Genomic DNA, 23,137 nt, shown 5'->3' on the forward strand with positions numbered 1-23,137 from the left:
ACGCGCTTTTCCGGCAAACAGCCGGAGCGATCGAATCCCGACAGGCTTCGAATAACGAGCGAATCGAACGATTCTTTCGAAGTCGAAAGACGGGCGTAATTTTTGAAATATTCAGCTGGATATTGAAATCCACGCCGGCATCTATGCATATCGCCAAATTTCACATGTCATTTTCTTGACAGCGATATGTCTGATTAATAAATTGAAGTGGCGGTTTGATTTCGATGCCGTGAATTATTTCCAAAATATGGGATTCCGCTGATTGGGGAATCCGGTTCGCTTGCCAATAATCAGAGATCATGAGTCGACCCACCAAGCGTCTGGCCAACGCCGCACGATTGTCCGCATTACGCGAGGCCATCGATCGCAAGCAATGCATCCGATTGATGGAGTCTTTCAGTCCGATCAGTGCAATGATCATCGAGTCGCTTTGCCTGAACAGCGGCGGGCAGGCGCTGACATACGACGGCTTCTGGTCGAGTTCGCTCACCGACTCCACGGTGCGCGGCAAACCGGATATCGAATTGCTCGACTTGAGAAGCCGCCTGGCCAATATCGGCGAAATATTCGAGAACACGAATTTGCCGCTGGTAATGGATGGCGATACGGGCGGTCAATCCGAGCATCTCGCGCTCAATGTCCCGTTGATTGAAGCGGCCGGCGTTTCCGCGCTGATTATCGAAGACAAGGTCGGGCTCAAGCGGAATTCCCTGTTCGGGAATGACGTATTCCAGGAGCAGGCCGATATTCGCGAGTTTTCCGAAAAACTGAAAATCGCGGCGGATGCGAAAAACCATCGCGATTTCATGATTATCGCGAGAATCGAGAGCCTGATACTGGAAAAGGGCATGGACGACGCGCTGCGGCGCGCGTACGCCTATTCAGAGGCCGGCGCGGACGGCGTCATGATTCACAGCCGCCGCGCGTGCGCCGACGAGGTTTTCGAGTTCGCGCGGCACTATCGGCGCAATTTCCCGACCACGCCGCTCGTATGCGTGCCGACGAGCTTCAACAGCGTGCGCTACGACGATCTGGCCGCCGCCGGTTTCAACATCGTGATCTACGCGAACCAGTTGCTGCGCGCGGCGTATCCGGCGATGGAAAGCGTCGCGCGCAGCATCCTGGAGCATGGCCGCTCGCTCGAGGCCGAGCCCGCGCTGCTGCCGATCAAGGATGTGCTGAGCCTGATTCCAGGCGCAGGCTAGAAGACCGATCGAGCCGGGCGGTGTGCGCCGTCGAGCATGGTCTTCGCGGCGCGCACCGCGTCGCGGGCATACGGCTCGAGTCGCGGCGGTATCTGGCTCGGGTGAATGTCGGGACCGAGAATGCCGACGCCGACCGGCTTCATGGTGGCCAGCTGCAAATCGATCAGCGAACGGATCACGGCCTGCGCCATCACGAGGCCGTGGCTCGTTTCGCCCTTTTCGATGATGCCGAGTGCCACGACCGCGTCGACATCGTCTTCCGTCAGCAGGCGTTTCACCGCGAGCGGCTGCTCCATCGCGCCGGGCACGGCGTGTTCCGCGACGATCGTACAGCCTGACGCCGAGGCTTCCTGGCGAGCCGCTTCGAGCATGCGGGCGACGAGTTCGGGATGGTACGAACCATAGACAACGGCTATTCGTGGCACGAGTTTGTCCTCTTGAGGAAAGAACGGCGGAGTAAGGAAGCAGTCCGGCGCCGGGCGATCGCTGGTCGCGCGGTGTCGCCGCAACGCATTGCAGGAACATCGATCAATGGCATTTCAGGAGCGATCAAATGAAACTGGATACACATGTCCATTTGCTGATCAGCAAGACGGCCCGCCCGGACTGGGACGAGATTCGATTCACGCTCGACGCCGCGCGCCGCAACGGGCTCGATGCGCTGTGCATCTGCGAACATCTCGACGCCGTACATTACCCGGATTTGCTGGAAGGTGTATTCGACGCGAATCGCGTCGGCGGCGAGCGGCTCGCGCCTGGGGTGCTGCGGCTCGAGAGCGGGCTGCTGCTCAGTTCGGGCGCGGAAGTGTCGCTGCGGGGCGGCGGCGACGCCGGCGTGCATGCTCCGCCGGACGTGCTGAGGCGGCTCGAACGGCAGAAGGGTTTCTATTCGCTGCCGGAGCTGCTCGACGTGCTGAAGGCGGGCGGCGGCGAGACGGCGGTGGTCGCGCATCACGTGTATTTCGGCCGGAAGTGGATCGACGAATTGCCGGTGGTCGGCAAGCAGTTGTCCGCGATCGAGCTGCCTGCCAAGGATCTCGCTTCCCGCGAAAAATACGAATTGCTCGCTGCCCGGCTCGAACTGCCGCTGGTGGGGGGCGGCGATGGCCACACGTGGCTGCAGATCGGCGCGTGCCACACGGAAATCGACGAAGCGGAATGGCCGGACGCATCGGTGTTTTCGATCGCACGGCTCAAGGGTGCATTGAAGCGGTACCGCGCAGAGCCTGTCGCGGTGGCGGGCGCGGACCGGCTCGTCCGGATGTCGCGCATCTACCGGCAGCGGCTCGAGCAAGCGGCGGCATGACGCATCGCCACACCCGATTCAGCAACGTCATTTCCATTTCGAGGAGCACGACATGGCCACTCGCAGGACCATTCTGACTTGCGCAGTCACCGGCAGCCAGACCCGGCTCGAACAGAACCCGCATCTGCCGATCACCCCGAAGCAGATCGCCGACGCATCGCTCGAGGCCGCCGACGCAGGCGCGGCGATCGTTCATCTGCATGTGCGGGATCCGGAAACGGGACGCGCGTCGATGGAACTGGCGCACTACCAGGAAGTGGTGGACCGTATCCGCCAGAAGAACCCGGCACTGATCGTCAATATCACGACGGGGCCGGGCGGCCGGTTCCAGCCGGGCGACGTCGATCCGGCCGTTGCCGGGCCACGCACCAACCTGTTGCCGCCCGAGCGGCGCGTCGCGCACTTGCCGTCGCTGCGGCCGGACATCGCGACGCTCGATCTCGACACGATGTTCTTCGGCAGCGAGGTCGTGATCAACACGCCGCCGACGATCCGCGCCATCGCGCGTGCGATCCACGCGTGTGGCGCGGTGCCGGAGCTCGAACTGTTCGACATCGGCAACCTGCATCTTGCGCGCGACCTGTTCGACGAAGGCGTGCTGCGATTGCCGGCCATCGCGAGCATCATCGTCGGGATCAAGTACGGGATGCCCGCCACGACCGAGGCGATGACGCTCGCGCGCTCGATGCTGCCGCCGGGCGTCGAGTGGACCGGCTTCTCGATCGGTCGCCATGCGTTCCCGATGCTGGCTCAATCGTTCGTGCTGGGCGGCCACGTGCGGATCGGCATGGAAGACACGATCTACATCGAGAAGGGCAAGCTTGCCGCGAGCAACGCGGAGCTGGTCGACAAGGCGAAATGGATCGTCGAGCAGCTCGGCGGCGAACTGGCGAGCGCCGAAGAGGCCCGCGAACAACTGCGGATCGGCGAGCCTCGCGCGCTCGCGGCCTGACGCGGCAAGCATGCCGTCGTTCATGCGTATCTGTCACCTGTCGTCTGTCACGGAGAAACCTGCTTGCCGATTCCGATTCTTTTTGCCGTACTGAGCGCGGCGCTGCTTCATGCGTCGTGGAATGCCCTGGTGCGCAGCAGCGGCGACCGGCTCTGGTCGGCCACCGTGCTGTGTATCGCCATGGGGCTGTTCGCCGCGGCCCTGATTCCTTTCGCCCCGTTCCCGGTGGCGGCGAGCTGGACGTGCGTGGTGGCGTCGGCGGTGCTGCATGTGCTGTACAACCTGCTGCTGGTGCACTCGTACCACCAGGGCGACCTGAGCGTGTCCTACCCGGTGGCGCGAGGCACTTCGCCGCTGCTGGTCACGCTCGGGGCGGCCGTGTTCGCGGGCGAACGGCTCGGCGCGGGCGCCGTCGCCGGCCTGCTGATGATCTCGGCCGGCATCGTGGCGATCGGGCTGGACCGGGAGAAGGTGTCGCAGCAGCGCGTGACGAAAGCGTTGCCGGCGGCGCTCGCGACCGGCGCGACGATCGCCGCGTACAGCGTGGTCGATGGCATCGGCGTCCGGCACAACGGCGATGCGACGGGCTACACCGCGTGGATGTTCATGCTGACCGCATGGATGATGGCCGCGTATTTCCGTGTCGTGAAAGGGCCGATCCGCCTGTCGGGAAGCCGCGCCGAACTCGCCAAGGCCGGCTTCGGCGGCGTCTTTGCCGCGCTGGCATACGGCATTGTCATCTGGGCCATGCAGCGCGGCCCGATGGGGCCGATTTCGTCGCTGCGGGAAACGAGCGTCGTGTTCGCCGCACTGATCGGTCGGGTCTGCCTCGGCGAGCGTCTGTCGATCAGGCGCTCGGCGGGCTGCGGGATCATCGCGGCCGGCGCCGTTCTGATCAGTCTGTCCGGCCTGGCCCGATGACGTGCGGGGCCATGGCTGTCGTCGTCCGCGAGTTGTCTCCCGGCGTGCGCAACGCGGCGCCGGGCCTTCGAACGCTTGACCAAGGAGAACCATCATGCAGGCTGTCATCCTGGAAGACACCACGTTGAGAGACGGCGAGCAGTCGCCCGGCGTCGCCTTCTCGCGGCGTCGAAAGATCGAGATCTTCGAAGCGCTGCTGGAGGCCGGCGTGAAGTGGCTGGAAGTCGGCATTCCCGCAATGGGCGGCGAAGAGCTGGCGACGATCGAGGAACTGCTCGAACGCAAGCACGAAGCGAACCTCGTCGGCTGGAACCGCGGGGTGAAAAGCGACGTCGAGCAATCCCTCGCGCTGGGTTTCGAAGCCATTCACATCGGCTTGCCGACATCGGCGATTCACCTGAACGACAGCGTCAAGAAAGACCGCGCGTGGCTGCTGAACACGGCCGCCGACCTGGTCAAGCTGGCGAAGGATCGCGGCGCGTTCGTCTCCATCAGCGCGGAGGACGTCGGCCGCTCGGAGCTCGGGTTCGTCGAGGAATACGCGGCGCATGTCGCGGCCGCCGGCGCGGACCGGATCCGGCTGTCGGACACGGTCGGCATCCTGACGCCGGAGCAGTACGGGCACATCGTCGGGCGCGTGAAGGCGGCCTCGGGCATCGCGGTGCAGTGCCATGCGCACAACGACTTCGGCCTCGCGACCGCCAATACGCTCGCGGGGTTGCGCGCGGGGGCGACGTTCTTTCATGTGACCGTCAACGGCATCGGCGAACGGGCCGGCATGCCGGATCTCGCACAGGTCGTGATGGCGCTTCGGCAGCTCTACCAGGTGGATCTCGGCATCGACACGACGCGGCTGATCGGCCTGAGCCAGCTGGTCAGCGCCGCGTCGCGCGCCGAGTGCCCGCCGTGGCAGCCGGTGGTCGGCCATAACGTCTTCGCGCACGAATCGGGTATTCATGCAAACGGCACGCTGCAGAACACCAGTGCGTTCGAGCCGTTTTCGCCGGAAATCGTCGGGGGCAAGCGCCGCATCGTGATCGGCAAGCATTCGGGGCGTGCATCGATTGCCTACGTGCTCGAGCAGCAGGGGATTCGCGCGAGCGACGACGAGCTGTCGGCCTGTCTCGGCGACATCCGCACGCGTGCGATGCGATACGAGCGCAGTCTCGACGAGGATGAGGTGCTGCGTCTGTTCGATCTCGTTCATGCGCGGCAGGCGCAGGCGCTGCAGCCCGCCTGAGCGGTTCGAACGCAGGGATGCATCGGGCCGCCGCGGGACGGCGAGGTCTCGCGGCGTGCCGGCCTGTTCTTATAATAGGCACCCGGGCTCGTGCCGGTTTTCGATCGGGGCGCGGTTCCGCCGATTCATCCATTCATCCCACCCGAGGCATCGTCGCCATGGAACGAGACGCACTGATCGAGCAGGCAAAGGCCGCGCGCGAACGCGCGTATGCGCCGTATTCGCGCTTCAAGGTCGGCGCGGCGCTGCAGGCGCGCGACGGCACGATCTTTCACGGCTGCAACGTCGAGAACGCGTCGTACGGGCTGTGCAATTGCGCGGAACGCACGGCGATGTTTGCCGCGATCGCGGCCGGCTATCGTCCGGGCGATTTCGCGCGGCTGGCCGTCGTCGGTGATACGGACGGGCCCATTGCGCCGTGCGGCGCGTGCCGGCAAGTGATCGTCGAGATCGGCACGCCCGACATCGAGGTGATCCTGAGCAACCTGAAAGGCGCGGTCGAGGTGACGACCGCGCAGGCGCTGCTGCCGGGCGCGTTCCGGCTGTAACGGGCGGCGCGGCGGCTGCCGCCGCCGCGCACGCACACAGCGGCGGCGCGCGTGCGCGCCGCCGCCTGCATCACGCGCTGTCGCCTGCCTCGCGAATCGGAATGACCGTGCGCCCGCCGCAACTGCGCAGCAGGTCGCGCAGTTCGTTGATGACCGGAAACACCTCGTGGTTCCAGTCGGCGCCCTGCGCGTCGTGCGCCTCCTGCTCGCGCTCGACGATCCAGCGGTCTTCCTTGAAGATGCGCTCCGTGAACCACACGAGCAGCGGCCACGCGAGATCCAGCGCGAACGGCACGCCCGGGCGGCGGATCGACAGCACGCCGAACGTGCGGTTGGTGCGCTGCGCCGCATCGAGCGGCACGTAGACGATCCACAGGTCCATCACCAGCGTGCCTTCGCTCGAGCGGATCCGCAGCGTCTGGTACGGATAGCCGGTGCGCACCGTCATCACGCTCTTGTCGGCCTGGTCGCCGGGCTTCTTGCTGGCGCCGAACACGAGCGCCTCGCCGACGGGCTGCTTGCCTTCCTCCCGGTTGAACGTGTAGTCCACCTCCACCCAGTCCTCGCCGCGCCGGCGGCCCAGCGAGCGTGCGCGCATCTGCCCCATCTGCCGCCGATGCAGGAACTGGTGGTTCATGTCCATCAGGTTCTCGTGCATGAACGAGTAGTGGCATTTGACCTCGCGGCCGAAGCGGCGCGTCTTGTAGGCCTTGTCGGCGACCGACGGCAACTCGGGCAGCGGCCGCGCGTCGGCCAGCGCGGCGTCGCCGGGAAACACGAAGATCAGCCCGCGCACCTCGCGGCACGGATACGCGCGCACGCCGTTGGGCAGGCGCTCGCGCCCGAGGTACGGCACGTCGATGCAGCGCCCGCTGCAGTCGTAGGTCCAGCCGTGATAGCAGCAGCGGATCGATTCGCCGGTCACGACGCCCGCGTGCAGCGGCACCTGCCGGTGCGCGCAGCGGTCTTCCAGCGCGAACACCGCGCCGGACTCGGTGCGCACGAGCACGATCGGATCGCCGGCGAAGCGCACGCCGAGCGTCTTGCCGCGCTTGAGCTCGCGCGACCACGCGAGCGGATACCAGTGATCGGGATGGATCGGCACGCGCCGCAGGTCGCGCGCGGGCGCGCTGGCGGGCGGATCGATGGAATGGGTGTCCAGTACAGGCACTGCACGCATGCGCGACGCCTCCTTTCGGGTCGGGAGCGGCAACCGTCGCCGAATGCGAACGGTGGATCTGATGCAGTCTACGCGAAACTGGCCGCGCCGAGAGGGTCGGAGGCCGCATTGGGCGGCATGGCTAGGGTTGATCTCTACGCGAGCGCCGCGCGGATCGTTGTGCGCGCCTCGATCCGCGCGCCGCGCATCGCCCCGGGGATGCGCGGCGCGGGTGCGCGTGTCACAGGCGCGTCTGCCGCCACAGCACCGCGTCGGGCCGGTAGATCGACGGGAACAGCTGCTTCAGCCCCGCGACTTTCGGCATGTCGTTGATCGCGATGTACGGCGCGTCCGGGTGCAGTTCGAGATAGTTCTGGTGATAGGTCTCGGCGGCATAGAAGCCGTTGAACGTCTCGACGCGCGTGACGATCGGCGACGCGAACGCGTGCGCATTGCCGAGCTGCGCGATGTACGCGTTCGCGATCGCGCGCTGCTGCGCGTTGGTCGGGAAGATCGCCGACCGGTACTGCGTGCCGTCGTCGGGCCCCTGGCGGTTGAGCTCGGTCGGATCGTGCGCGACCGAGAAGAAGATCTGCAGCAGCCGGCCATAGGTGATCTGCGCGGGATCGTAGACGATGCTGACCGATTCCGCATGGCCGGTCAGCCCCGTGCCGACGAGTGCGTAATGCGCGGTCGCGGCCATGCCGCCCGCGTAGCCGGCCGTGACCTGTTTCACGCCCTTCACGTGCTCGAACACGCCCTGCACGCCCCAGAAGCAGCCGCCCGCGAACACGGCCGTCTCGTTGTGCGATGCAGCGGGCGTTTCGTCGAGCGTGGGCGCCGGCACGACCTTGGTCGGCTCGGCCGAGTTGACGATGCCCTGATAGCCGAACGCGGCCGCGGCGGCGAGCGCGAGCACGCCGAGATGACGCCGGACGAACGGGCCGAGCCGTCGCGGCGGGTGTTGCGATGAGAGTGTGTTCACGATGTGCTCCTGCATGAATCCGGATGAAGGAAAAACGGGTGTCGGCCGGCGTGCGGCATGGGCTTAGCCGAACGTGAACGCATACGCGCGCACGCCGGCGTCGAGAAACTCGATCGAGAACGTGCGGTCCGCGATCGGGCCGGCCTGGCGCACGAGCTGGTAGAGCCGCTGGCCGGTCACGGTGCCGTAGCCTTGCGCATCCACGTCGGCGCCGTGCGCCGCACCGGGCGCCGCGCCGTCGAGCGTGACGCGGAAGCGCACCGGGCGGCCGTTCGCGTCGGGCCCGAGCACGAGGTGCAGGTCGCGCGCATGGAAGCGGTAGACGATCCGGCCTGACGGCGCCGCGAGCGCCGCGTGCTCGGCGCCCACCTGCCACGTGCCGGCGAGCCCCCAGTCGTTGAGGCCGGGCCGCGCCGGCGCGTCGTAGCGATGCGCGGCGTCGCGCACCACGCCGCCGGGCGAGCTGAAATCCTCCGCGCGCGCATAGCCGACGTAGGTTTCCGGCGAGCGCACCGCCGCGCTGTCGGCGGCGGCCTGCGCGCCTTGCGCGGGCGCGCCGGCGAGCCCGACGGGCACGTTCAGTGCTTCCGGGTGGCCCGCCTCGGCGAGCAGCGCCTGGATCGCGCGCTCCGATTCCGCATATTCGCCTTCGCCGAAGTGATGGCGGCGGATCCGGCCCTGCGCGTCGACGAAGTAGTGCGCCGGCCAGTATTCGTTGCCGAATGCGCGCCAGATCGCATAGTTGTTGTCGATCGCGACCGGGTAGCCGATGCCGAGATCGTGCACGGCCTTGCGGACGTTGCCGATGTCGCGCTCGAACGCGAATTCCGGCGCGTGCACGCCGATCACGACGAGCCCGTACGGTGCGTACTTGCGTGCCCACGCGTTGATGTAGGGCAGCGTGCGCAGGCAGTTGATGCACGAATAGGTCCAGAAGTCGACGAGCACGACCTTGCCGCGCAGGCCGGCGGTGGTGAGCGGGGGCGAATTCAGCCATTGCACCGCGCCGTCGAGCGACGGCAGCGTGCCTTCGACCGGCAGCGCGGCGGGGGCGGCGGCGCGCATCGCCTGCGGCTGCGACGTGGCGGCGGCCCGCATCATTGCGCCGTCCGGTTGCGCCGGTGCGCCGGCCGCGGTCATCACGGCGTCCGCCGGTGTGCCGGCCGCCGCCTTCGCGGGTTGCGAGCGCCCGCCGAGCCGGTCGACGAGCTTCGCCTCGAGGCCGCCGGTGGTCACCGTCGACAGCTGCGCGAGGGCGCCCGTATCGAGCCCGAGCGCGATCGCGACGACGCCGGCCAGCAGCGCCGCGCCGATCCCGCGCTTGATCCATTCGCCGGCGCCGAGCGAGCGCTTCATCGCGGCGAACACCTTGCCGCCGATCAGCAGCGCGACGCCGAGCGACGTGGCCGCGCCGGCCGCGTACGCAACGAGCAGCAGCGTCGTGCCGACGTTCGCGCCGCGCAGCGCGGCGCCGGTCAGCACGAGCCCGAGGATCGGGCCCGCGCACGGCGCCCACAGCAGGCCGGTTGCGATGCCGAGCACGAACGACGAGCCGGGGCCCGCCGGACGGCCGTCGCGCTGCGCGAGGCCGGTGAGCCGGTTGCCGGCGGCGACGAGCGGGCGGGTCAGGTGCTCGGCGAGCCGCGGCAGCAGCAGCGTCAGCCCGAACACGGCGAGCAGCGCGAGGGCAGCCCAGCGGCCGGCCTGATTGGCCTGCGCGGCCCAGCCGCCGCCGACGGCGGCCAGCGTCGCGACGACCGCGAACGTGAGCGCCATGCCGACGAGCAGCGGCAGGCCGGAGCGGCGGAACGGCTGGTCGGCGCGGGCGAACACGAACGGCAGCACGGGCAGGATGCACGGGCTCAGGATCGTGAGCACGCCGCCGAGATAGGCGAGGACGATGAGCAGCATGGGGCGGTCTCCGGAAAGGTCGGGGCGGGATCAGGTGGCGGCCGGGTGGAACACCAGCGCGAGGCCGTTCATGCAATAGCGCAGGCCGGTCGGCTTCGGCCCGTCGTCGAACACGTGGCCGAGATGGCCGCCGCAGCGGCGGCACAGCACTTCGGTGCGCATCATCCCGAACGACAGGTCGGTCTTCGTCACGACTGCATGGTCGAGCGGCGCCCAGAAGCTCGGCCAGCCGGTATGGCTGTCGAACTTGGTCGTCGACGAGAACAGCGCAAGCTGGCAGCCCGCGCACGCGAACGTGCCGGGCCGGTGCTCGGTGTTGAGCGGGCTGCTGTAGGGCCGCTCGGTGCCGGCCTCGCGCAGGATCTCGTACTGGGCGGGAGTGAGCAGCCGGCGCCATTCGGCGTCGGTGTGGGTGACTTCGAGGCCGGCGGCCGCGGGGGCGGCGACGGCTTCGCGCAGCAGCGCGCGGCGGCCGGCCGAGGTCAGCGCGGCAAGGGCGGCGAGACCGGTGGCGCCGGCAAACAGAAAGCGTCTGCGGGTGTGCATGATGGGCTCCTCGGGGCGGGTCCTGGAAACATGCGCCCATCGTAGGAACGGTGCGGTGTCGAAGTCCTCACGGAAAGTTAAAAGATTTGTGATGTTTGGCGGGGTGGGGCGGCGAGGTGCGATGAAATTTGTCGACGCCCCGGCTGGCAAGGGTGTGCGGAAGTTCGATGGTCTGCCGACATTCGTCGAAATCCGGCACGAGCCGCGACTTGTTGGTTTTTTTTCTGTTCCCGGTGTCACGCAGGCGTGCGACGGCCCGGCGTTGCCGGGCCTCGACAGCGATTGCCTACTTCACGGGCGTGAGGACCGGCGCACCCTTGTTCTTGATCAGCAACACGACGAACTTTGCCGGCTTTGTGCGGCTGGCATTCCGTCCGACCGTGTGCACGTCTTCCGGGCCTTCGTGGAACGTGTCGCCGGCGTGGAGCGTGACCTCCTTGCCGTTGTTCAGGCCCATCACGATACTGCCGTCGAGCACGTAGACGAATGCGTGCGCGTCGTGACGATGAACGGGATCGACGCTGCCCGGCGGATACTCCACGACGATCATCTCGACTTCCTTGCCCGGATACTCGGGCAATGGCTCGGTGGTCAGCGGCGTGACCTTGGCTTGCGGTGCGGCGGTGGCCGGCTGGACGACCATCAGCAGCGACGATACCAGCAGCGCAAGAACGAGCATGATGCGTTTCATGTCGTTACTCCAGATTGGCCTTGTCGAGCCCGAACATCTTGTCGAACGAGCCGGGCACGATGCGGAACGCGACATTCAGCCGGTTCCAGCTATTGATCGCGCCCACGAGGAAGGTGAGATCCGACAGCTCCTTCTCGGAATAGTGCGCATGCACGCGTTCGTAGAGGTCGTCCGGCACGCCATGGGAGGGGAGGTGGGTCAGTGCGTCGGTCCATTCCAGCGCGGCGCGCTCGCGCGGCGAAAACAGCGTCGACTCGCGCCAGATCGCGACGTGATGCACGCGCAGTTCGCGCTCGCCGTGGATTTTCGCCATCTTGATGTGCATGTCGACGCAGAATGCGCAGCCATTGAGCTGCGAGGCCCGAATCTCGACGAGCTCGCGGACCGGCGCCTCGATCGTCGTCTTTTGGATCAACCCGTCCAGCTCGACGAGTTTTTTGGTCAGTTCCGGTGATTGCTGAAAGTAGTTGATACGTTGCGTCATGATCCGTTCTCCTGATCTGTGGAAGCGGTACTACCGGCCCTGCGCATGACGATTCATCGCGGGACTGCCTGGCAATCATCGTATTCGCGCGCCCCGAGGGCCGGTAGCGCCGGGCACGTGCGCACTCTGTTTCCGCTTCGGCACCAATCGCCCGTCAGGTGCGGCTCTCGAACCTTGCGTATCGAGGCGGTGCGTCGTTTGCCGACATTTCGCGGGTGACGCGAACAGACGCGACATGGATCAGTCCGATCGACGATTCTTGGCACTGATGGACAGGACATGGTTCTTCCACAATGGCGTCACGCGATGCGATGGTCATGACCGCCTTCATCGGATACGGCACCCGTCACGTGCGTTATGCATTCCAATGAAATCCTTTCGTCAGGAGATTTTGCGATGAAGATCGTCGTCATCGGCGGTTCGGGCCTGATCGGCTCGCGTGTCGTCACGCTGCTCGGCGAAGCGGGCCATCAGGCGCTTGCCGCGTCGCCGCGCACCGGCGTCAATACCATCACGGGCGAGGGCCTGACCGACGCATTGACGGACGCGGACGTCGTCGTGGACGTGGCGAATGCGCCGTCATGGGAGCCGCAGGCGGTGCTGGACTTCTTCCGCACGTCGGCACGCAATCTCGGCAAGGCCGAAGTGGCCGCAGGCGTGCGCCATCACGTCGCGCTGTCGATCGTCGGCTGCGACCGGATGCCGGAGAACGGCTATTTCGCGGCCAAGGTCGCGCAGGAACAGGCGATCGAAGCGGCGGGCGTGCCGTACACGATCGTGCGCGCCACGCAATTCATGGAGTTCATCGGCGGTATCGCGGATTTCGGCACGCAAGGCGGCACGGTCCGCATCGGCGACGGACTGTTTCAGCCGATCGCCGCGGAAGACGTCGCGGCGCTCATTGCGCAGACCGCGCTCGCCGGGCCGCTGAACGGCACGATCGAGATCGCGGGCCCGGATCGCGCACCGTTCGCGGAGATCGTCGCGCGCTATCTGAATTCGGTCGGCGACACGCGCGCGGTGGTGACCGATCACGACGCCCGCTACTACGGCGGCTGCGTCGAGGAAAAATCGCTGGTGCCGCTCGGGCCGGCGCGACTCGGCCGCATCAGTCTCGACCAGTGGCTCGCGAAAAGCTGATTCGCGTTCGCGCGTGCGGCGGTTCGCCGGCGCAGGCCAGCGACGGGCAATCGGGATGAGCGGCATGTCAGGGGCAGTGGAATTGAATCAATCGGAACCATCGGAACATGGCGTTCGTCGCGATCTGGCCGGTCGTGCCGATGCCCTGTCGGCGAGCTTCGGTGCGAGCTATGCGGGCATCGTTGCATTCATTGCAGTGGCGAGCGAAGGGAGTTTTACCAGGGCCGCCGAACGTCTCGGCGTCGGCCGGCCGGCCGTGAGCCGAAACGTTCAGAAGCTGGAGGCGCAGTTGAGTACGCGGCTGTTCCAGCGGACCACGCGCACCACCGAACTGACGCGCGAAGGCCAACGATTCTTCGAGAACTGCCACCAGGGCGTGGCACAGATCGTGGAAGCCATGAACGACATGCTGGAACTGCGGCGGGGGCCGCTGCGCGGCCTCATCCGGATCAGCTCGGCGGTGGGATTCGGCAGGAAAATCGTTGCGCCGCTGCTGGAAACGTTTGCGCAGGCCTATCCCGACATCGCCGTCGATCTGCTGCTCGACGATCGGCCGATCGACCTGGTGTCGGAGCGAATCGACGTGTCGTTTCGCAATGGGCGCATCGAGGGCTCCAGCATCATTGCCCGGCAACTGATTCCGATGCGGATGGCGCTTTGCGCGGCGCAGTCGTATGTGGCCAGGCATGGCCTCCCGGAGAGTGTGGAGGACCTGGGCCGGCACGCGTGCATCAATTTCCGTTTTGCCAGCGGTCGTATATTCGAATGGGAGTTCAATGTCGACGGCCGCGTGCAAAAGTACCTGCCGACGTCGCGCCTCACGTTCAACGATGCCGATCTGGTGTTGCGCGCGGTTCTGAATGGATCGGGCATTGCGCAGATGGCGGGCTATCAGATTCGCGACCATATCGCGTCGAACGAGCTCGTCGTCGCGCTGGCCAGGCATGCGCCGGACGACCGCGGCCACTATATCTGCTATCTCAGCCGGCAACATCTTCCGGCGCGCATTCGCATCTTCGTCGACTTCATGACCGAACGGATACGCGCACTCGACCTGAACTGCATGACGCGCTTCGACCCGGACCTCACGGATGCTTCCTCGGCGGGGCTGGCGGCGTGATGCGCGCGTGAAAGAAGGCACCGAGGGGCCACGGACGGACATGTCATCCCCTCGCCGGCGCGCAACGAGCGCGTTGCATAGGTGTTGATACGCATGCCGATATCGATATCACCCCGATCCAATATTTCATTGGAAGGTTATCGGGCTTGCTCCTAGACTGATCCGGGGCGTGCACACCGGGCCGGCCGGCCTCGCCGGCCCGCTCGGCCCCGCACCGCGCCCGCGCCAAGCAGAAACAGAACAGCGCCGCGGCATACAACGACATCATCGGAGACGGACCATGACATTCATCAGGAAGCTGGCGGCCGGTGCGATCGCCGCCGCGGCGACGCTGCTCGCGCCGGGCGCGTTCGCGCAGCAAAAGCCGATCACGCTCGGGTTCTCGCAGGTCGGCGCGGAGAGCGCGTGGCGCACCGCGAACACCGTGTCGGTGAAGGGCGCGGCGAAGGACGCCGGCATCAACCTGAAGTTCTCGGACGCGCAGCAGAAGCAGGAGAACCAGATCCGCGCGATTCGCTCGTTCATCGCGCAGAAGGTCGACGTGATCGCGTTCTCGCCGGTCGTCGAATCGGGCTGGGAGCCGGTGCTGAACGAAGCGAAGGCCGCGCGCATCCCGGTGATCCTGACCGATCGCGCGGTCGACGTGAAGGATCCGTCGCTGTACGTGACGATGATCGGTTCGGACTTCCTCGAGGAAGGGCGGCGCGCCGGCCACTGGATGGAAGAGCGCTACCGGAACGACGCGGGCCCGGTCAACATCGTCGAGCTGCAGGGCACGGTCGGCTCGGCGCCGGCCAACGATCGCCGCGCGGGCCTGCTCGAGGTGATCAAAAGCAATCCGAAATTCAAGGTGATCGCGTCGCAGAGCGGCGACTTCACGCTCGCCGGCGGCAAGCAGGTGATGGAAGCGTTCGCGAAGACCTACGGCAAGCAGATCAACGTGGTCTACGCGCACAACGACGACATGGCGCTCGGCGCGATCCAGGCGATGGAAGAGGCCGGGATCAAGCCCGGCAAGGACGTGAGCGTCGTGTCGTTCGATGCGACGAAGGGCGGCTTCCAGGCGATGATCACCGGCAAGATCAACGTCGACGTCGAATGCAGCCCGCTGCTCGGCCCGCAACTGATGAGCGCGGTGAAGGACGTCGTCGCCGGCAAGCCGCTGCCCAGGCGCATCGTGACGAACGAGACCGTGTTCCCGATGAACGTCGCGGCGCAGGTGCTGCCGACCCGCAAGTACTGATGTCCTGCACGGGCGGCGGCGTCGCGGCCGCCCGGATGGCAACCGCTTCGAGGGAGGGGTCATGACGCATCCGCCGGTGGTCGAGATGATCGGCATCGACAAGGCGTTTCCGGGCGTCAGCGCGCTGCAGCGCGTGAGCTTCCGGCTGTTTCCGGGCGAGATCCACGCGCTGATGGGCCAGAACGGCGCGGGCAAGTCGACGCTGATCAACGTGCTCACCGGCGTGCATGCGCACGATGCGGGCGAGATTCGCGTCGGCGGCCGGCCCGTGCGCTTCGCGGCGCCGCGCGAAGCCGAGGCGGCGGGGATCCAGACGCTCTACCAGGAAGTGAACCTGTGCGCGAACCTGTCGGTCGCCGAGAACATTTTCGCGGGCCGGCAGCCGATGCGGCGCGGCGCGATCGACTGGAAAACGATCCATGCGCGCTCGCGCGCGGCGCTGGCCGAACTCGACCTGTCGCTCGACGTCACGCGCTCGCTCGACGCGTATCCGATCGCCGTGCAGCAGATGGTCGCGATCGCGCGCGCCGTATCGGTCGACGCGCGCGTGCTGATTCTCGACGAGCCGACGTCGAGCCTCGACGACGGCGAGGTCGCGCGGCTGTTCGACGTGCTGCGCCGGCTCAAGGCGTCGGGCATCGCGATCCTGTTCGTCACGCATTTCCTCGAGCAGACCTATGCGGTGTCCGACCGGATCACCGTGATGCGCAACGGCGAGCGCGAAGGCGAGTACCTGGCGCGCGACCTGCCGGTCGATGCGCTGGTCGCGAAGATGACCGGCCGCGAGCGGATGTCCGACACGCTGCGTGCGGGCGCGGCGGCCGTCGTTCCGGCCGCCGGCGCAGCCGCGCCGTTCCTGTCGATGCAGCAGGTCGGCCGGCGCGGGATGATGAGCGCGCTCGATCTCGACGTGCGGCCCGGCGAAATCGTCGGGCTCGCCGGGCTGCTCGGCTCGGGGCGCACCGAAACCGCGCGGCTCGCGTTCGCCGCGGAGCGCACCGACACCGGCGCGATCGAGATCGACGGCGCGCGCAAGCGGCTTGCTTCGCCGCACGATGCGGTCCGCCACGGAATCGCGTATTGCCCCGAGGACCGCAAGAAGGAGGGCATCGTCGCCGCGCTGTCGATCCGCGAGAACATCATCCTCGCGCTGCAGGCGCGGCGCGGCTGGTGGCGGCTGATCGGGCGCGCGCGCCAGCGCGAGATCGCCGACGCGTATATCGCGCGGCTCGGCATCAAGGCGCGCGACGCGGAGCAGCCGATCGGCCTGCTGTCGGGCGGCAACCAGCAGAAGGTGCTGCTCGCGCGCTGGCTCGCGACGGCCCCGAAGCTGCTGATCCTCGACGAGCCGACGCGCGGCATCGACGTCGCCGCGAAGTTCGACATCATGGAGCGCGTGCTCGCGCTGTGCGCAACCGGGCTCGCGATCCTGTTCATCTCGTCGGAGATCGGCGAGGTCGTGCGCGTGAGCCACCGGATCGCGGTGCTGCGCGACCGGCGCAAGGTCGCGGAACTGACCGGCGCCGACGCGTCCGAGGAGCAGGTTTACCGGCTGATCGCGGGAGGCCAGTCATGACGCGCGTGCGCACGCTGTTTCGTCACCCGCTTGCATGGCCGGTGCTGACGCTCGCGCTGCTGTTCGCGCTCGACGTCGCGCATCGCCCGGGCTTCCTGTCGATCGCGCTGCTCGACGGCCACCTGTTCGGCGCGCCGATCGACATCCTGAACCGCGCGGCGCCGCTCGTGATCGTGTCGCTCGGGATGACGCTCGTGATTGCGACGCGCGGGATCGACATCTCGGTCGGCGCGATCGTCGCGATCGCCGGCGCGGCTGCGGCGATCGTGCTCGAAGCGGACCCGTCGCGGGTCGGCGCGGCGCTGGCCGCCGCGCTCGGCGTCGGGCTGCTGGCGGGCGCGTGGAACGGCCTGCTCGTCGCGTTCGTCGGGATGCAGCCGATCATCGCGACGCTGATCCTGATGGTGGCCGGCCGCGGCGTCGCGCAACTCCTGACGGGCGGCCAGATCATCCCGATCGGCGCGCCCGGCTACCTCGCGCTCGGCGGCGGCTATCTCGCGACCGTGCCGTGCGCGGTGTGGATCGCGCTCGCGACGCTCGCCGCGACCGCGCTGCTCGCGAATCGCACGGCGCTCGGGCTGTTCATCCGCGCGATCGGCGTGAACCCGGTCGCGACGCGGCTCGTCGGGCTGCGATCCGGCGCGGTCGTGTTCGGCGTCTATCTCTGTTCCGGCGTGATGGCCGCGATCGCCGGCATCCTCGCAAGCTCGAACGTGCGCAGCGCCGACGGCAACAACGCGGGGCTGCTGCTCGAACTCGACGCGATCCTCGCGGTGACGCTCGGCGGCACGTCGCTGCTCGGCGGCCGCTTCAGCCTCGCGGGCTCCGTGCTCGGCGCGCTGATCATCCAGACGCTCACCTACACGACCTACTCGATCGGCGTGCCGCCGGAGGCGACGCTCGTCGTCAAGGCGGTCGTCGTGATCGTCGTGACGCTGATCCAGTCCGACGCGGCGCGCGCGCTGGTCGTCCGGCATGCGTCGCGGCTGCTGCCTTCCGCGCGTTCGCGCGCCACCCCCGGAGCCACGCCCCGATGACCCGCTTCCCTGGCCGGCTCGCCGACCCGCGCACGCTGCCGATCGTCGTGACGATCGTGCTGTTCGCCGTGCTGTTCGGCTTCGGGTCCGTGATGTACACGGGCTTCTTCTCGATGCAGGTGCTCACCGGCCTGCTCGTCGACAACGCGTTCCTGCTGATCGTCGCGATCGGGATGACGTTCGTGATCGTGTCGGGCGGCATCGACCTGTCGGTCGGCTCGGTCGTCGCGCTGACGACGATCTTCTGCGCGGTCGGCGCCGAGCGGCTGCACTGGCCGGTGTGGGTCATCGTGCCGCTCGTGCTCGCGTTCGGCGCGCTGTACGGCGCGGCGATGGGCGCGCTGATCCATTATTTCCGGCTGCAGCCGTTCATCGTCACGCTGGCCGGGATGTTCCTCGCGCGCGGCGCATGTTTCCTGATCACGACGCAGTCGATCACGATCAACGAGCCGACGTTTCATGCGATCGCCGGCATCAGCGTGCCGGTCGGCGGCGGCACGCTGAGCGCGGGCGCGCTGATCGCGCTCGCGACGCTGGCCGTCGCGATCTACGTCGCGCATTTCACGCGCTTCGGCCGCAACGTGTACGCGATTGGCGGCAACGAGCGCTCGGCGCTGCTGATGGGGCTGCCCGTCGCGCGCACGAAGATCGGCGTCTACGCGCTGAGCGGGCTGTGCTCGGCGCTCGGCGGCGTGGTGTTCACGCTGTACGTGCTGTCGGGCTACGGGCTGCAGGCGCAGGGGATGGAGCTCGACGCGATCGCCGCGACCGTGATCGGCGGCACGCTGCTCACGGGCGGCGTGGGTTACGTGATCGGCTCGGTGTTCGGCGTCGGCATCCTCGGCACGATCCAGGTGCTGATCACGTTCGACGGCACGCTGAGTTCGTGGTGGACGCGGATCGTGATCGGCGCGCTGCTGTGCGTGTTCTGCGTGCTGCAGCGGGTGATCGAGCGGCATGCCGCGCGGCGGCGCACGGGCGGCACGGGGCTCGGCGCGCAGCGGCGGCCGGCCGATGCCGCGCCGGGACGGCCGGCCGGAACCGGCGAGGACGCCGCGCTCGTATCGGCGATACGGCGCGTGTAGGGGGCGCACGACGTGCACGACGCGCGCCGCGCCGCGCCGCGTCACGCAGCGACGTGACGGGCAACGGAACGGCGCCGCGCGCGTTACGCGCGAACGGCTACCCGGTACAGGGTCGTTTGACGATAGACGGCGCCCGGATGAAGGATGACCTCGTCGCGCAGGTCGGCCATGTTGACCTGATCCGGAAAGCCGCCGGCTTCGACGCATAGCGCGGCATGTCGCGCGCAGCGCGTGCCGCCGCTCACGCGCACGCCGTCCAGATAGTTGCCCGTATAGAGTTGCAGGCCGCGCTGATCGGTCGACACGACCAGCTCGCGGCCGCTTTCCGGATCGTAGATGCGTGCGACGGGCCTGACCGCGCGCGCGCCGTCGCGCAGCACGAAGCAATGATCGAAGCCGCGCGCCCGCGCGAGCTGCGCATGCGGCCAGTCGAGGCGCGCGCCGAGCGGCGCGCTCTGCCGGAAGTCGAACGCCGTGCCCGTCACGTCGGCGGCGCCGGTCGGAATCAGCGCGTCGTCGACTTCGAGGAACGCGTCGGCATCGAGGCTCAGCACATGGCCGCGCACGTCGCTGCCCGCGCGGCCGCTGAGGTTGAAATAGCTGTGATTCGTGAGGTTGAGCGGCGACGGCGCATCGGTGACGCCGGTGTAGTCGATCGTCAGCGTGCCGTCGTCGTCGAGCGCGTAGCGAACCTGCACGCTCACGTTGCCGGGAAAGCCCGCGTCGCCCTCGGGCGAATCGAGCCGCAGCGTCAGCCCGCCGCAGTCGTCGACGACTTCCCAGCGCTGGCGGTGAAAGCCGCTCGCGCCGCCGTGCAGCAGGTTGCCGTTCTCGTTGCGATCGAGCGGATAGTCGACGCCGTCGAGCGTGAAGCGCGCGCCGGCGATCCGGTTCGCCCAGCGGCCGATCGTCGCGCCGAGGTAGGCGCTTGATTCGAGATACTCCGCCGGCGTGTCGTGCGCGAGCACGATATCGGCGAAGCGTCCGGTGCGATCGGGCGCGAGCCACGACACGACGGTGGCGCCGAGGTCGCTGACGGCGACACGCATGCCGTGCGCGTTGCGCAGCGTATAGCGCCGCACCGCGTCGCCGTCGGGCAGCGTGCCCCACGGCTCGGCATGCACCCGTGCGGCGCCGGGCGCCAGGCGGGAAGAATCTGTTTCGATGGGCATGGGCGGATTCGAAGTGATCGGCAAGCTTCAATGCGCGGCGACCGCGCGTTCCTGGTATTCGCGCGGCGTGCAGCCCAGCTCGCGCCGGAATACCGCGTACATGTACTGGAGCGACGTGAACCCGCAGCGGATCGCGACCTCGGCGCTCGACGCCTGCCTGCTCGCGAGCAGCGCCTGCGCCGCTTCGAGCTTGTGGCGCAGGATTTCCTGGTGCACGGTGCGCTGCAGTTCGCGCCGGAAGTGCTCTTCGAGCAGCGAGCGCGACACGCCGACGTAATCGGCGACCTGCTCGGTCTTGATGCCCTGGCACGCGTACTGGCGAATGAAGTGGCGCGCGCGCATCACGTGCGGGCTCGCGAGCGGCTGGTGGCGCGTCGATTCGAGCACGTTGATGCCGACCGGCGGCACGAGGATCCGCCGGTCGGGAAAGCGCGCGCCGCGCAGCATCCGGTGCAGCAGGTGCGCGGCGGTCCGCCCCATTTCCTCGGTGCCCTGGATCACGGACGACAGCGGAATGCGCGTCAGCGTGCGCGTGAGCGGATCGTTGTCGATGCCGATGATCGCGACCTGTTCCGGCACCGCGAGGCCGGCGATCAGGCACGCCTGCAGCAGGTGCCGCGCGCGCGCGTCGGTCACCGCGATCACGCCGACGGGCTTCGGCAGCGCGTGCAGCCAGCCGGTGAGCTGCTCGATCGCGTGGTTCCACGCCGATGCGCTCGTCGACAGCCCGCGGTAGATCGGCGCGTCGAGCCCGTCCGCGCGCGCGAGCCGGTCGAACGCGAGCTCGCGCTGCTGCGCCCAGCGGTTCTGCTGCGCGACCGGCAGGCTGTACATCGCGAAGTGCGCGAGCCCGGCGCCGATCAGGTGCGTGTAGGCGAGCGACACGAGCTTCGCGTTGTCGGTCGCGATATACGGCACGCCGTCCGGATACTGCGCCGGATCCTCGTACGACGAACCGAGCGCGACGATCGGCAGCGGCGAGCCGGCGAGCGCGGCGGCGACGGCCGGATCGTCGAAGTCGGCGATGATGCCGTCACCGTCGAAGTGCTCGATGCCGGCGAGCCGGCAGCGGAAATCGTCTTCGAGGAACAGGTCCCATACCACGCGCGTCGAGCGCAGGTACTGGCCGATGCCGCTGATGATCTCGCGGTCGTAGACCTTGTTGGCGTTGAACAGCAGCGCGATGCGGTGCGGCGTCTGGGCGGAAGGGGCGCGGGTCATCTCGGTCTCGCGGCGCGCGCCGTCCGCGGCGTCGCGCCATTGTCTCCGGGCACGCGGGCAGGGCCGCGCGGTTCTCGTCTGTGCTGTCGGCGATTGTAGGGCGGAACGCGTGCCGTGCGCAGCGCGCTGGCGAGAATCGTTAAGCGTGCTGCGCAATTTCGCAATTGCGGGCGCGGGGGCCCACGGGCACGATCCAGCCAGACCGAATTCGACGCGCAACGCCCATCGCGATGCGCGCCGCACCGCAACAAGACACCGGACGGAGACGCCATGTCGTATTTCGAACCTGTTCCCGCGATTCGCTACGAAGGTCCGCAGTCGGACAACCCGCTGGCCTACCGGTATTACGACCGCACGAAGCGGGTGCTCGGCAAGACGCTCGAGGAGCACCTGCGGATCGCCGTGTGCTATTGGCACACGTTCGTGTGGCCGGGCCACGACATCTTCGGGCAGGGCGCGTTCCGGCGGCCGTGGCAGCAGCCGGGCGACCCGCTCGAGCGCGCGCGGCAGAAGGCGGATGCGGCTTTCGAGTTCTTCACCAGGCTCGGCACGCCGTTCTATACGTTCCACGACACCGACGTTGCGCCGGAGGGCGACAGCCTGCGCGAATACGTGGAGAACTTCGCGCGGATGGCCGACTACCTCGGCGAGCGCCAGCAGGCGACGGGCGTCCGGCTGCTGTGGGGCACCGCGAACCTGTTCTCGCATCCGCGCTTCGCGGCGGGCGCGGCGACCAACCCGAACCCCGACGTGTTCGCGTGGGCCGCCACGCAGGTGCGCCATGCGCTCGACGCGACGCACCGGCTCGGCGGCGAGAACTACGTGCTGTGGGGCGGCCGCGAAGGGTACGAAACGCTGCTCAACACCGATCTCGTGCGCGAGCGCGAGCAGTTTGCCCGCTTCCTGTCGATGGTCGTCGAGCACAAGCACCGGATCGGCTTCAAGGGCGCGCTGCTGATCGAGCCCAAGCCGCAGGAGCCGGCCAAGCACCAGTACGACTACGACGTCGCCACCGTGCACGGCTTCCTCACGCAATACGGATTGCAGAACGAAATTCGCGTGAACATCGAGGCGAACCACGCGACGCTCGCCGGCCATTCGTTCCATCACGAAATCGCGAACGCGTTCGCGCTCGGCGTGTTCGGCAGCGTCGACGCGAACCGCGGCGATCCGCAGAACGGCTGGGACACCGATCAATTCCCGAACAGCGTCGAGGAGCTGACGCTCGCGTTCTACGAGATCCTGCGCCACGGGGGCTTTACTACCGGCGGGATGAACTTCGACGCGAAGGTGCGCCGCCAGAGCGTCGATCCGGAAGACCTGTTTTACGGCCACGTCGGCGCGATCGACGTGCTGGCGCTCGCGCTCGAACGCGCGGCGGTGCTGGTCGAAAACGACCGGCTCGATGCGCTGCGCCGCCAGCGCTACGCGCAGTGGGACAGCGCATTCGGCCGCGAGATCCTGTCGGGCGGCTACACGCTGGCGTCGCTTGCCGCCGACGCGCTCGCGCGCGGCGTGAACCCGCAGCATGTGAGCGGCGCGCAGGAACGGCTCGAGAACATCGTGAACCAGGCGATCTACGGGCTGCGCTGACG

The 23,137-nt window shown here is 67.7% G+C and carries 22 protein-coding genes; 13 read left to right on the top strand and 9 right to left on the bottom strand.

The window, feature by feature from the left end:
* The first annotated feature begins 299 nt into the window (after positions 1-299).
* Entirely contained in the window at positions 300-1,205 is a 906-nt protein-coding gene (gene aepX, locus ABFO07_RS30925) for a phosphoenolpyruvate mutase (protein ID WP_059802613.1), read from the top strand.
* Here aepX and ABFO07_RS30930 read toward each other — a convergent pair.
* On the bottom strand, positions 1,202-1,630 hold the full coding sequence (locus tag ABFO07_RS30930) for a 6,7-dimethyl-8-ribityllumazine synthase (protein WP_081068415.1): 429 nt from the start codon (positions 1,628-1,630) through the stop codon (positions 1,202-1,204). The genes aepX and ABFO07_RS30930 overlap by 4 nt on opposite strands.
* 128 nt (positions 1,631-1,758) lie before the next feature.
* On the opposite strand from ABFO07_RS30930, the gene ABFO07_RS30935 reads away from it, so the two are divergent.
* The 5 genes from ABFO07_RS30935 to ABFO07_RS30955 all read left to right on the top strand — a co-directional run bounded on the left by ABFO07_RS30935 (position 1,759) and on the right by ABFO07_RS30955 (position 6,172).
* Positions 1,759-2,511 (top strand): hypothetical protein, encoded by a 753-nt coding sequence (locus ABFO07_RS30935; protein WP_059558875.1) that lies wholly within the window; start codon positions 1,759-1,761, stop codon positions 2,509-2,511.
* A gap of 52 nt (positions 2,512-2,563) precedes the next feature.
* Positions 2,564-3,463 carry a 3-keto-5-aminohexanoate cleavage protein gene (locus ABFO07_RS30940; protein ID WP_059802615.1) on the top strand — a complete coding sequence of 300 codons (900 nt, stop codon included), beginning with the start codon at positions 2,564-2,566 and terminating at the stop codon, positions 3,461-3,463.
* 63 nt (positions 3,464-3,526) lie between these two features.
* Entirely contained in the window at positions 3,527-4,384 is an 858-nt protein-coding gene (locus tag ABFO07_RS30945) for a DMT family transporter (RefSeq protein ID WP_059962483.1), read from the top strand.
* Positions 4,385-4,478: 94 nt separating this feature from the next.
* The gene (locus ABFO07_RS30950) at positions 4,479-5,624 is read left to right on the top strand and encodes a homocitrate synthase/isopropylmalate synthase family protein (RefSeq protein ID WP_059908923.1); all 1,146 of its coding nucleotides are present in this window, start codon (positions 4,479-4,481) and stop codon (positions 5,622-5,624) included.
* A gap of 158 nt (positions 5,625-5,782) precedes the next feature.
* Positions 5,783-6,172 (top strand): cytidine deaminase, encoded by a 390-nt coding sequence (locus ABFO07_RS30955; RefSeq protein ID WP_124519123.1) that lies wholly within the window; start codon positions 5,783-5,785, stop codon positions 6,170-6,172.
* A gap of 70 nt (positions 6,173-6,242) precedes the next feature.
* Here ABFO07_RS30955 and ABFO07_RS30960 read toward each other — a convergent pair whose 3' ends face one another.
* The 6 genes from ABFO07_RS30960 to ABFO07_RS30985 all read right to left on the bottom strand — a co-directional run bounded on the left by ABFO07_RS30960 (position 6,243) and on the right by ABFO07_RS30985 (position 11,948).
* Positions 6,243-7,352, bottom strand: a complete 1,110-nt coding sequence (locus ABFO07_RS30960; RefSeq protein ID WP_059558956.1) for an aromatic ring-hydroxylating oxygenase subunit alpha — start codon at positions 7,350-7,352, stop codon at positions 6,243-6,245.
* 220 nt (positions 7,353-7,572) lie between these two features.
* Entirely contained in the window at positions 7,573-8,316 is a 744-nt protein-coding gene (gene msrA, locus ABFO07_RS30965) for a peptide-methionine (S)-S-oxide reductase MsrA (RefSeq protein ID WP_347469843.1), read from the bottom strand.
* A gap of 63 nt (positions 8,317-8,379) precedes the next feature.
* Complete coding sequence (locus ABFO07_RS30970; protein ID WP_347469844.1) at positions 8,380-10,227, bottom strand: cytochrome c biogenesis protein DipZ; 1,848 nt, start codon at positions 10,225-10,227, stop codon at positions 8,380-8,382.
* Between the two features lie 30 nt (positions 10,228-10,257).
* Positions 10,258-10,773: a peptide-methionine (R)-S-oxide reductase MsrB gene (gene msrB / locus ABFO07_RS30975; protein ID WP_347469845.1), complete on the bottom strand. Its 516-nt coding sequence runs from the start codon at positions 10,771-10,773 to the stop codon at positions 10,258-10,260.
* Positions 10,774-11,059: 286 nt separating this feature from the next.
* Positions 11,060-11,464 (bottom strand): cupin domain-containing protein, encoded by a 405-nt coding sequence (locus ABFO07_RS30980; protein ID WP_059987066.1) that lies wholly within the window; start codon positions 11,462-11,464, stop codon positions 11,060-11,062.
* A gap of 4 nt (positions 11,465-11,468) precedes the next feature.
* Positions 11,469-11,948: a carboxymuconolactone decarboxylase family protein gene (locus tag ABFO07_RS30985; protein ID WP_059802631.1), complete on the bottom strand. Its 480-nt coding sequence runs from the start codon at positions 11,946-11,948 to the stop codon at positions 11,469-11,471.
* 396 nt (positions 11,949-12,344) lie between these two features.
* Between ABFO07_RS30985 and ABFO07_RS30990 the strand changes: the two genes are divergently transcribed.
* From ABFO07_RS30990 to yjfF, 6 genes are all read left to right on the top strand, one after another.
* On the top strand, positions 12,345-13,088 hold the full coding sequence (locus ABFO07_RS30990) for an SDR family oxidoreductase (protein ID WP_347469846.1): 744 nt from the start codon (positions 12,345-12,347) through the stop codon (positions 13,086-13,088).
* Between the two features lie 82 nt (positions 13,089-13,170).
* Entirely contained in the window at positions 13,171-14,208 is a 1,038-nt protein-coding gene (locus tag ABFO07_RS30995; RefSeq protein WP_347469961.1) for a LysR family transcriptional regulator, read from the top strand.
* A gap of 280 nt (positions 14,209-14,488) precedes the next feature.
* Positions 14,489-15,451, top strand: coding sequence for an ABC transporter substrate-binding protein (locus tag ABFO07_RS31000; protein ID WP_060290560.1), 963 nt, complete (start codon positions 14,489-14,491; stop codon positions 15,449-15,451).
* A 61-nt stretch (positions 15,452-15,512) separates the two neighbouring features.
* Positions 15,513-17,027, top strand: coding sequence for a sugar ABC transporter ATP-binding protein (locus ABFO07_RS31005; RefSeq protein WP_060351177.1), 1,515 nt, complete (start codon positions 15,513-15,515; stop codon positions 17,025-17,027).
* Positions 17,024-18,064, top strand: coding sequence for an ABC transporter permease (locus tag ABFO07_RS31010; RefSeq protein ID WP_059802638.1), 1,041 nt, complete (start codon positions 17,024-17,026; stop codon positions 18,062-18,064). Before ABFO07_RS31005 ends, ABFO07_RS31010 begins: the two co-directional genes overlap by 4 nt.
* Complete coding sequence (gene yjfF / locus ABFO07_RS31015; protein ID WP_347469847.1) at positions 18,061-19,149, top strand: galactofuranose ABC transporter, permease protein YjfF; 1,089 nt, start codon at positions 18,061-18,063, stop codon at positions 19,147-19,149. Before ABFO07_RS31010 ends, yjfF begins: the two co-directional genes overlap by 4 nt.
* Before the next feature lie 83 nt (positions 19,150-19,232).
* Here the strand turns inward: yjfF and ABFO07_RS31020 are convergent, their stop codons facing one another.
* A complete protein-coding gene (locus tag ABFO07_RS31020; RefSeq protein ID WP_059908941.1) occupies positions 19,233-20,321 on the bottom strand; it encodes an aldose epimerase family protein in 1,089 nt (362 codons plus the stop codon).
* Between the two features lie 27 nt (positions 20,322-20,348).
* The gene (locus tag ABFO07_RS31025; protein ID WP_059802644.1) at positions 20,349-21,542 is read right to left on the bottom strand and encodes a XylR family transcriptional regulator; all 1,194 of its coding nucleotides are present in this window, start codon (positions 21,540-21,542) and stop codon (positions 20,349-20,351) included.
* A gap of 270 nt (positions 21,543-21,812) precedes the next feature.
* Between ABFO07_RS31025 and xylA the strand changes: the two genes are divergently transcribed.
* Positions 21,813-23,135: a xylose isomerase gene (xylA, locus tag ABFO07_RS31030; RefSeq protein ID WP_124518915.1), complete on the top strand. Its 1,323-nt coding sequence runs from the start codon at positions 21,813-21,815 to the stop codon at positions 23,133-23,135.
* Positions 23,136-23,137: the final 2 nt, after the last annotated feature.

Source organism: Burkholderia stagnalis, assembly GCF_039848545.1.
Taxonomy (GTDB): Bacteria; Pseudomonadota; Gammaproteobacteria; order Burkholderiales; family Burkholderiaceae; genus Burkholderia; species Burkholderia stagnalis.

What these genes read in the sequence shown, in the direction of transcription:
- aepX (WP_059802613.1), top strand. Translation starts at nt 300, where the DNA reads ATGAGTCGACCCACCAAGCGTCTGGCCAACGCCGCACGATTGTCCGCA.
- ABFO07_RS30935 (WP_059558875.1), top strand. Translation starts at nt 1,759, where the DNA reads ATGAAACTGGATACACATGTCCATTTGCTGATCAGCAAGACGGCCCGC.
- ABFO07_RS30940 (WP_059802615.1), top strand. Translation starts at nt 2,564, where the DNA reads ATGGCCACTCGCAGGACCATTCTGACTTGCGCAGTCACCGGCAGCCAG.
- ABFO07_RS30950 (WP_059908923.1), top strand. Translation starts at nt 4,479, where the DNA reads ATGCAGGCTGTCATCCTGGAAGACACCACGTTGAGAGACGGCGAGCAG.
- ABFO07_RS30955 (WP_124519123.1), top strand. Translation starts at nt 5,783, where the DNA reads ATGGAACGAGACGCACTGATCGAGCAGGCAAAGGCCGCGCGCGAACGC.
- ABFO07_RS30960 (WP_059558956.1), bottom strand. Translation starts at nt 7,352, where the DNA reads ATGCGTGCAGTGCCTGTACTGGACACCCATTCCATCGATCCGCCCGCC.
- ABFO07_RS30970 (WP_347469844.1), bottom strand. Translation starts at nt 10,227, where the DNA reads ATGCTGCTCATCGTCCTCGCCTATCTCGGCGGCGTGCTCACGATCCTG.
- msrB (WP_347469845.1), bottom strand. Translation starts at nt 10,773, where the DNA reads ATGCACACCCGCAGACGCTTTCTGTTTGCCGGCGCCACCGGTCTCGCC.
- ABFO07_RS30980 (WP_059987066.1), bottom strand. Translation starts at nt 11,464, where the DNA reads ATGAAACGCATCATGCTCGTTCTTGCGCTGCTGGTATCGTCGCTGCTG.
- ABFO07_RS30985 (WP_059802631.1), bottom strand. Translation starts at nt 11,948, where the DNA reads ATGACGCAACGTATCAACTACTTTCAGCAATCACCGGAACTGACCAAA.
- ABFO07_RS30990 (WP_347469846.1), top strand. Translation starts at nt 12,345, where the DNA reads ATGAAGATCGTCGTCATCGGCGGTTCGGGCCTGATCGGCTCGCGTGTC.
- ABFO07_RS31000 (WP_060290560.1), top strand. Translation starts at nt 14,489, where the DNA reads ATGACATTCATCAGGAAGCTGGCGGCCGGTGCGATCGCCGCCGCGGCG.
- ABFO07_RS31005 (WP_060351177.1), top strand. Translation starts at nt 15,513, where the DNA reads ATGACGCATCCGCCGGTGGTCGAGATGATCGGCATCGACAAGGCGTTT.
- ABFO07_RS31010 (WP_059802638.1), top strand. Translation starts at nt 17,024, where the DNA reads ATGACGCGCGTGCGCACGCTGTTTCGTCACCCGCTTGCATGGCCGGTG.
- yjfF (WP_347469847.1), top strand. Translation starts at nt 18,061, where the DNA reads ATGACCCGCTTCCCTGGCCGGCTCGCCGACCCGCGCACGCTGCCGATC.
- ABFO07_RS31020 (WP_059908941.1), bottom strand. Translation starts at nt 20,321, where the DNA reads ATGCCCATCGAAACAGATTCTTCCCGCCTGGCGCCCGGCGCCGCACGG.
- ABFO07_RS31025 (WP_059802644.1), bottom strand. Translation starts at nt 21,542, where the DNA reads ATGACCCGCGCCCCTTCCGCCCAGACGCCGCACCGCATCGCGCTGCTG.
- xylA (WP_124518915.1), top strand. Translation starts at nt 21,813, where the DNA reads ATGTCGTATTTCGAACCTGTTCCCGCGATTCGCTACGAAGGTCCGCAG.